The organism is Acidimicrobiales bacterium, assembly GCA_022452145.1.
Lineage (GTDB): Bacteria > Actinomycetota > Acidimicrobiia > Acidimicrobiales > MedAcidi-G1 > UBA9410.
Genome location: JAKURY010000020.1, coordinates 24,373 through 31,636, shown reverse-complemented (window position 1 = coordinate 31,636; position 7,264 = coordinate 24,373). Strand labels below are relative to the sequence as shown.

Below are 7,264 nucleotides of genomic sequence, written 5' to 3'. Positions count from 1 at the left end.
GCACCAACGGCGTAAACGCCGGCGATCTGGGACGACCAGTTGTGGATCGGCAACTTGATCGCATCAGACGAATCCGCAGCAGCGGGAGCCGCCGTGGCAGCCGGCGCAGCCGTCGTAGCCGCAGCAGCAGCCGCAGCAGCCGTCGTAGCCGGCGCAGCAGCCGGAGCGTCGTCGTCCGACCCGCAGGCCGAAGCCACCATCGCCATAGCGGCGAGGATGACAATGAATCGCTTCAACATGAAGAATTTCCCCTCTGTCAGTTCAGAGGGCGCGATGCCCCCCTGATCGCCCCCGTCGTGCATCCATGCCCGGAGCCCCACGAGACCATCCAATAGAGTAGTGACAGGCGCCACAGGTTTACAAGAGAAACATCTACTCGCAGGAAACAGATCGCCCCACAGGGAAAGAGATGCCCGATAGCGAGGGACGTTTGCCACGGGCATCGGTTCGTGGGTCAGGTCCGGGTTGGGTCGGAGGTGGCGGTCCGGAGGCCGACCGGTGCTACGTTCCGCGCTGTCCGCAACGGTGCATGCAGCGCCGGCGAACCGGAGAGCGCAGCATGAAGATCGCCGCCATCGACGTGTTCCAGCACGACCTGCCGGTGAAGGACGCCCCCTACCGGATGGGCGTCCAGGAGGTCCGGCACCTGGACACCACCATCGTCCGCCTTGAATGCGACGACGGCACGGTGGGCTACGGGGAGACCTGCCCGCTGGGATCCACCTACCAGCCGCAGCACGCCCTGGGGGTCCGGGCGGCCCTGGCCGAAATGGCGCCACACCTGATCGGCCTGGACCCGACTGCCATCGGGCGAGTGAACGCCGCCATGGACGCCACGTTGATGGGGCACCGCTATGCCAAGGCGGCGATCGACGTGGCGTGTTGGGACGCCACCGGCAAGTCGTACGGGGTCCGGGTCTGCGACCTGCTGGGCGGGGCCGTACGAGAGCGGGTCCCGTCCTACCACGGGGTGCTGATCGCGTCACCGGAGGATTCAGCGGCGGATGCCACTAGGCGCCAGGACGAGGGCTTTCCCAGAATCCAGCTCAAGGTCGGTGGCCGATCCGTCGAGGAGGACATAGCGGCGGTCCGCGCGGTTGCCGCCGTCCTGCGCCCGGGCGTGCGCCTGGCGGCCGATGCCAACAAGGCCTGGACCACCCGCGACGCCACCCAGGTTTCACAGGCCTGTAGGGACGTCCCGATGGTGCTGGAACAGCCCTGCCTGTCGTATGCCGAGAACGCCTCGCTGGTCGGAAAGGTCGCCCATCCGATCTACTTGGACGAATCGGCGATCGACCTGGCGACCGTAGTCACCGCCATCGCCCACGGGGTGGCCGACGGCTTCGGCATGAAGGTCAGCCGGGTGGGCGGCATCAGCGCCATGCGATCCGTTCGGGACGTGTGCGCGGCGACCCGCCGTCCCCACACGGTGGACGACACGTGGGGCGGCGACCTGGTGGCTGCGGCCAGCCTCCACGTGGGGGCGACCGTGGACCCGTCCAACTTCGAGGGCACCTGGATCGCCGAGCCGTATGTTGACCACCACTACGACGAGGAGCACGGCATCCGCCTGGACGGAGGCTGGATCGAGGTTCCGCCCGGGCCCGGGCTGGGCATCACGCCGGACGAGTCCCTCTGGGGCGACCCGGCCATGGCCTGGTCCTGAGGCCGACCCCCCGGCTCGTCCGCCGACCCCTCGCCGCGGTGGTCGGGTACCGCCGGGTCAGCCCTCCAGCAGGGCCGTCGCCTCGGCCCTCAGGCCCTTCTTGTCGATCTTGCCGATGGCCAGCATGGGCAGAGCGTCGCGCAGGTGGACCACCTTGGGCACCTTGTAGTTGGCCAGCCGTTCCCGGCAGTGGTCACGGAGGTCGTCGGCGTCGGTTCCCGGCTCGGCTACCACGAAGGCGTGGCCCACCTCGTCGAAGACCGGGTCCGGAACCCCCACCACGGCGGCGATTCGCACCGCGGGATGGTCCTCCAGGCACATCTCGATCTCCCTGGGGTATGCGTTGTAGCCACCGGTCTTGAACATCTCCGACAGCCGGCCGACGATCGACAGGCAGCCGTCGGGACGCATGACCACCAGGTCGCCGGTGTGCAGCCAGCCCTCGGCGTCGATGGCCTCCGCGGTCGCCTCGGGACGGTTCCAGTAGCCGGCCATGATCCAGTCGCCCCGCACCTGCACCTCGCCGGACTCGCCCGCTTCGGCGATCCGGTCGTCGTTGGCCATGATCCGGAACTCGTGGCCGGGGATGGGCACCCCCACCGTATTCAGGATCACGTCCAGGTCGGCGCCCGGCGGGGTGCAGAAGACCCCGCCGGTCGTCTCGCTCATCCCGTAGCCGGTGGTACAGCGGTCCACGTCGGTGGCTTCCAGCAGGCGCTCCAGCACCGGTGCCGGCATGGCAGCGCCGCCCCAGGCCAGCTGTCGGACGCTGGAGAGGTCGGCGTCGTCAAAGTCGGGGTGGGCGGTGCAGAGCTGGAACATGGTCGGCACGCCACCCCACACGCCGATCCGCTCATTGGCGATGGTGGCGAGCACCAGCGCCGGGTCGAACCGCTCCTGGAAGACGATGGCACCGCCGGCGACCATCTTGCGACAGCAGATGTCGCTGACCGAACCGACGTGGTTGACGGGCAGGTTGCAGATGATCTTCTCCTCGCCGCCACCGCGGGCCGTGGACCCGGTCACCCCGCACCAGCAGACGCCCCGGTGGGTCAGCAGCGCACCCTTGGGTCGGCCCGTGCTGCCCGAGGTGTAGACGATGAACCCGGGGTCCATCGGGTCGACCTCGGCCCGTCGGTCTGCCAGTCGATCGGTGTCGATCGTCGTACCGGCCTCCAGGAACCCGTTCCAGTCGGTGGCGTCGACGGTGATGCTGCGCTCGACCCCGCCGATCTCGGCCACCAGCCGGTCGGTGAGACCGTCGGAACCGCCGGGCAGGCCGTCGAAGACCATCCGTGGTCGGGCGTCGTCCACGACGTAGACCACCTCGCTCCACGTGTACTTGGGGTTCAGGCCCTGCCAGATGAGGCCGATGCTGGTGGCGGCCAGGAAGTGGACGAAGAAGTCGAGGCGGGAATCCGACAGGTAGGCCACCCGGTCGCCACGGTCCAGGCCGGCCGCCACCAGGGCGGCGGCCACGCGGTCCACCTCCACCCTGGTCCGGGCCCAGGTGAGTCGGCGTCCGGTGAAGGACGGTCCCCCGTCGATGAGGAACTCGGAATCGGGGCGGATGGCCGCCCAGTGGTCGAGGTAGGCGTCGATCCGGTTCAGGACCGGGGCGACCGGCTCGGCCGGCAGGGGCAGGTTCATCTCTCGGCTACGAAATAGGCGAGCATCTCGGCCACCACGGCGGTCACAATCCGGCCGTTCGGGAGTTCGGCCTCTATGGTCGCCGACATCGTGACCAGGGTGTCCAGACCGTCGTCACCCTTCGGTATCGCCCCGGTGACCGCGAACCGGCCCCTGATCCGACTACCGGTGGGGACCTGGTGCACAAAGCGAACGCGGTCGAAGCCGTAGTGGAAGCGGTTCAGGATCCCCACGGTCGGCCACTCCAGGTCGCGGGCCATGCGGGCCAGGTTGGAGATCATGAGGGACCCCTGGAGGAGGGTGTCCCCGTAGGGGCCGGTGGCGGATCGCTCCACGTCATTGTGGATCCAGCCGCCATCTCCGACCGTCTCCGCGTGTGTGTCCACGTCGGCCTGGCTGGTCTCGAACCAGCGGCTGGTGCCGCGGTCAGTTCCGACCAGGTCTGTGAGGGCTTCCGTCATCTGGATCCTTCCGTCATCCGGGCCTCCGAGGGCTATCCGGCGGGAGGGGGCCCTGCGGTGTCGTCGCCAGTCAACTTGACGGAGAGGTCGCGCAGGGCAGCGAGGAGGCGGTCACGGGAGTCTGCGTCCAGGCCGTCCAGGTCCCGGTCCAGGCGGTCCACGAGGCCAGCGGCCACCGACCTGGCGGTCCGGCTGCCGGCTGCCGTGGGCTGGACGATCGTGCGTCGACCGTCATGGGGATCGGCCACCCGACGGACGAGGCCCCGGTCGACCAGGCGCTGCAGGGTCTTGGTGGTGCCCCCCGACGTCTGTACCACCCAGCGGGCGAGGTCGCCGGCGGTCATGGACCGGTCGCCAGTGAAGGCCACACCGGCCAGCGCTCCGTAGTCCGACGTGGACAGGCCGGTTTCGGCGAGCGCGTCGGCCAGCCAGGCATCCAGTTGGCGGCCGGCCACGTAGGCCCAGACGAGGATTCCGGCGGTGGTCGGCTCGGCGCCGTCGGTACCATCGGTCAGCCGTTCGACCGCGGAGTCGACATCGCTGGGATGGTCGGGGACCTGGTCGTTCGGGGGGTTCACGAAGCCGAGGGTACATTGCACACCTCTTCCCAGGAAGATATCTTCCGAGGAAGGCAATAGTTCGATGTCCCGATCCGGAGGACGACCATGGCCAGCATCGACGAGATCGACCTCACCGACCTGGACGTCTTCGCCGAGCGGATGCCACACGACTGGTTCGACCTCCTGCGGCGGGATGCGCCGGTATGGAGGCATCCGGCCAACGAGGAGGAGCCCGATGGCTTCTGGGTGGTGTCCTCATATGAACACATCTCGGAGGCCCACCGAGTGGGCACCCTGTTCTCCCACCAGACGGGCCCGGGACGCAATGGTGCAGGAGGCATCGCCCTCAACGACATCGCCCCGGGTCGGGGCCCGGGCCTGCAGATGGTGATGACCGACCCGCCCCAGCACACCCGCTACCGCAAGCTGGTCAACACCGGCTTTACCCCACGGATGATCAGGCGGATGGAGGAGGTCATGCGGCTGCGGACCAGCATCATTCTGGACAGGATCTGCGAGCAGGGTTCGGCCGACTTCGTGGTCGACGTGGCCGCCGAGCTCCCGCTCATGGCCATCGCCGACATCATCGGCGTACCCGACGAGGACCGGCACCTGCTCCTGGACTGGAGCAATCGCACCATCGGGGGGAGCGACCCCGAGTACATGGACGAAGGTGCCGAGGACGACCACGGCTCCACCTACGAGGGGGCCGTGATCGAGATGGCCATGTACGCCCACGACCTATCGGACCGAAAGCGGGCAGAACCCGACGACGGCCTCTGGACCGTACTCACCACGGCGAAGGTGACCCTGGACGACGGCACGGTGACCGAGTTGACGGACCTCGAGCGGGACCTCTTCTTCACCCTCCTGCTGGTGGCTGGCAACGAGACCACCCGCAACTCCATCAGCCTGGGAATCATGGGGTTCATGGACCATCCCGACCAGTGGGGTCGGTTGACCGGGGGAGCGGAGATGGACGACGTGGCTGTCGACGAGGTGCTGCGCTACACCAGCCCGGTGAACTTCTTCCGACGGACGGCCACCGAGGACACCGAGCTTGGGGGCCAGCTCATCCGGGCTGGCGACAAGGTCACTCTCTGGTACGCATCGGGTAATCGGGACGAGGCCGTCTACGAGGATCCGCACCGACTGGACCTGACCCGCAGCCCCAACCACCACCTGGCCTTCGGTGGCGGCGGTGCGCATTTCTGCCTGGGAGCGAGCCTGGCCAGGCTGGAGCTAAAGATCATGTTCGAGGGACTGGCCCAACGGATGCCCGACATCGTGGCGACCGGGCCGGCCGACCGCCTGAGGATGAACTTCGTAAACGGGATCAAGCACCTGCCGGTCGAGTTCACTCCCTCGAAACCTGTGCTGACGGCCTGAAGGTCCCGCCGGCGGGGCCTGGTGCTCTGGGCGCGTTAGCCGGTCTACCTAGAGCCGGTCTACCTAGCGGGTGGTGCCTGGCTGATTACGGAACCGAACGCCGTCGGGTCGATCCTCCCCACAGCGTTCCAGGGCGGCCGCCCAGGCAGGCGAGGCACCCAATGCCGCACGGAGCCCCCGGATCAGCATGCGGCCCCGGGTGATTGCTCCCCGACGCGGCCGGAGGCCGATGGCGGCCAGGATCGGCGGCGGCACCGTGGCCACAGCGGCATCGTGGATGATCCGATAGGCGACCTGCACGGGCGAGGAGAGCGGTGGTCCGGCCAGGAAGGCGATGGCTTCCTCACCGGCCGGCGACAGCCCCAGCGACGGGTGCCCGGCCAGCCAGTCGGCGAGGCCTCCTGCGGTGTCGGGGAGGGGGGCGGCGCCCATCCGCCGGCCCAGGCGAACCTGCTCGGCCACGTAGGCGTCCGCCGCCTCGTCGGAGAGGGCGACGGGTCCGTAGGTGCGGTGCGCCACCAGGAACGAGTCCACAAGGGCGTTGTGCACCCATGCCGCCATCTCCGGGTCGGCTGCCGAGTAGGCCAGCCCGCGGTGTGAGGTGCCCGCCACCGGACCGTGCATCCGGCCCACGAAGGCGATGGCTGCATCGACCTCGGGGACCGATCCGTAGGAGGTGGCGGTCACGTAGGAGGCGGTGCGTGACAGCCGACCCAGGGGGTCGTCCCGGTAGGACGAGTGGTCGCCGACCCCGGCGGCCACCTCGGGATGGGCGGCCTGGACGAGCAGGGACCGGACCCCGCCCACGAACGTCGAGCAGTCGCTCATCACCTGCCAGGTGACCGAGTCCGGTCCGAAGAGACCGAGGTCGCCGGGATGGGAGAAGGTGTCGGCCAGCGGATCGGGGGCGTGGCTGAAAAGGCCTACCGCCGCCTCGGTGACCCGGCGGCGCCATGCCGACCGGTCGGTCGGCCCACCGCTCATCGGAGGCGCGTGGAGGGCGTCGATGCCAGTCCGTCTCCGGCCAGTTCGGCGACCGCCGGGACCGGAACCGGATCAGCGAACAATTCGGGGTCGTCGGGTCGGAACCCGAGGCTGTCGGAGTCCGACGTCCACCAGGACGCCTCCAGGGCTATGCCGTTGACGTCGTGGAAGTAGATCGAACGGAGAATCCGGTGGTCGACCACCGGTGTGACCTCGCACCCGGCCTCGACCAGCCGCCGTTGCAGGGCAATGAGCGCCGCCTCGTCGTCGACTCCGAACGCCACGTGGTCGAACTGGATGGGCCGGGGCGATGGCGCCCCTGCCGGCTTCGAGAACGTGGTGGCGCCAGAGACCTCGAAGAAGGCGATGGTGTTCCCCGGTCCCAGCCTGAAGAAGTAGTGCCGCATCGGGCCTGCCCGGAGGGTGGCCACGAGCGGCATGCCGAGCACACCCACGTAGAAGCGCACCGTGGCGTCCATGTCCGGGGTCACCATGGCGAGGTGGTGGACGCCGCGCCAGTCGGGTGCTGCTGGCAGCCCGCCTGTGCTCATGCC

Annotated in this window: 8 protein-coding genes; 2 read left to right on the top strand and 6 right to left on the bottom strand. The window is 68.8% G+C overall.

Going from position 1 to position 7,264, the window contains the following annotated elements; translation table 11 throughout:
* On the bottom strand, positions 1-239 hold a 239-nt coding region (locus MK177_08260; GenBank protein ID MCH2427309.1), incomplete at its 3' end, for a hypothetical protein.
* Positions 240-529: 290 nt separating this feature from the next.
* On the opposite strand from MK177_08260, the gene MK177_08255 reads away from it, so the two are divergent.
* Positions 530-1,666 (top strand): mandelate racemase/muconate lactonizing enzyme family protein, encoded by a 1,137-nt coding sequence (locus MK177_08255; protein MCH2427308.1) that lies wholly within the window; start codon positions 530-532, stop codon positions 1,664-1,666.
* A 57-nt stretch (positions 1,667-1,723) separates the two neighbouring features.
* On the opposite strand, the gene MK177_08250 is transcribed toward MK177_08255, so the two are convergent.
* From MK177_08250 to MK177_08240, 3 genes are read right to left on the bottom strand one after another with little or no spacing between them, the layout of a single operon-like run.
* Complete coding sequence (locus MK177_08250; protein ID MCH2427307.1) at positions 1,724-3,316, bottom strand: acyl--CoA ligase; 1,593 nt, start codon at positions 3,314-3,316, stop codon at positions 1,724-1,726.
* Positions 3,313-3,777 (bottom strand): hypothetical protein, encoded by a 465-nt coding sequence (locus tag MK177_08245; GenBank protein ID MCH2427306.1) that lies wholly within the window; start codon positions 3,775-3,777, stop codon positions 3,313-3,315. The genes MK177_08250 and MK177_08245 overlap by 4 nt, the downstream gene beginning before the upstream one ends.
* A gap of 32 nt (positions 3,778-3,809) precedes the next feature.
* Entirely contained in the window at positions 3,810-4,355 is a 546-nt protein-coding gene (locus tag MK177_08240) for a MarR family winged helix-turn-helix transcriptional regulator (GenBank protein ID MCH2427305.1), read from the bottom strand.
* Positions 4,356-4,442: 87 nt separating this feature from the next.
* Between MK177_08240 and MK177_08235 the strand changes: the two genes are divergently transcribed.
* On the top strand, positions 4,443-5,726 hold the full coding sequence (locus tag MK177_08235) for a cytochrome P450 (protein MCH2427304.1): 1,284 nt from the start codon (positions 4,443-4,445) through the stop codon (positions 5,724-5,726).
* Positions 5,727-5,789: 63 nt separating this feature from the next.
* On the opposite strand, the gene MK177_08230 is transcribed toward MK177_08235, so the two are convergent.
* On the bottom strand, positions 5,790-6,710 hold the full coding sequence (locus MK177_08230) for a DUF2236 domain-containing protein (GenBank protein MCH2427303.1): 921 nt from the start codon (positions 6,708-6,710) through the stop codon (positions 5,790-5,792).
* Positions 6,707-7,261, bottom strand: a complete 555-nt coding sequence (locus MK177_08225) for a VOC family protein (protein MCH2427302.1) — start codon at positions 7,259-7,261, stop codon at positions 6,707-6,709. Before MK177_08225 ends, MK177_08230 begins: the two co-directional genes overlap by 4 nt.
* Positions 7,262-7,264 lie beyond the last annotated feature (3 nt).

Coding starts and splice junctions, on each gene's coding strand:
- MK177_08255 (MCH2427308.1), top strand. CDS start 530: ATGCAGCGCCGGCGAACCGGAGAGCGCAGCATGAAGATCGCCGCCATC.
- MK177_08250 (MCH2427307.1), bottom strand. CDS start 3,316: ATGAACCTGCCCCTGCCGGCCGAGCCGGTCGCCCCGGTCCTGAACCGG.
- MK177_08245 (MCH2427306.1), bottom strand. CDS start 3,777: ATGACGGAAGCCCTCACAGACCTGGTCGGAACTGACCGCGGCACCAGC.
- MK177_08235 (MCH2427304.1), top strand. CDS start 4,443: ATGGCCAGCATCGACGAGATCGACCTCACCGACCTGGACGTCTTCGCC.
- MK177_08230 (MCH2427303.1), bottom strand. CDS start 6,710: ATGAGCGGTGGGCCGACCGACCGGTCGGCATGGCGCCGCCGGGTCACC.
- MK177_08225 (MCH2427302.1), bottom strand. CDS start 7,261: ATGAGCACAGGCGGGCTGCCAGCAGCACCCGACTGGCGCGGCGTCCAC.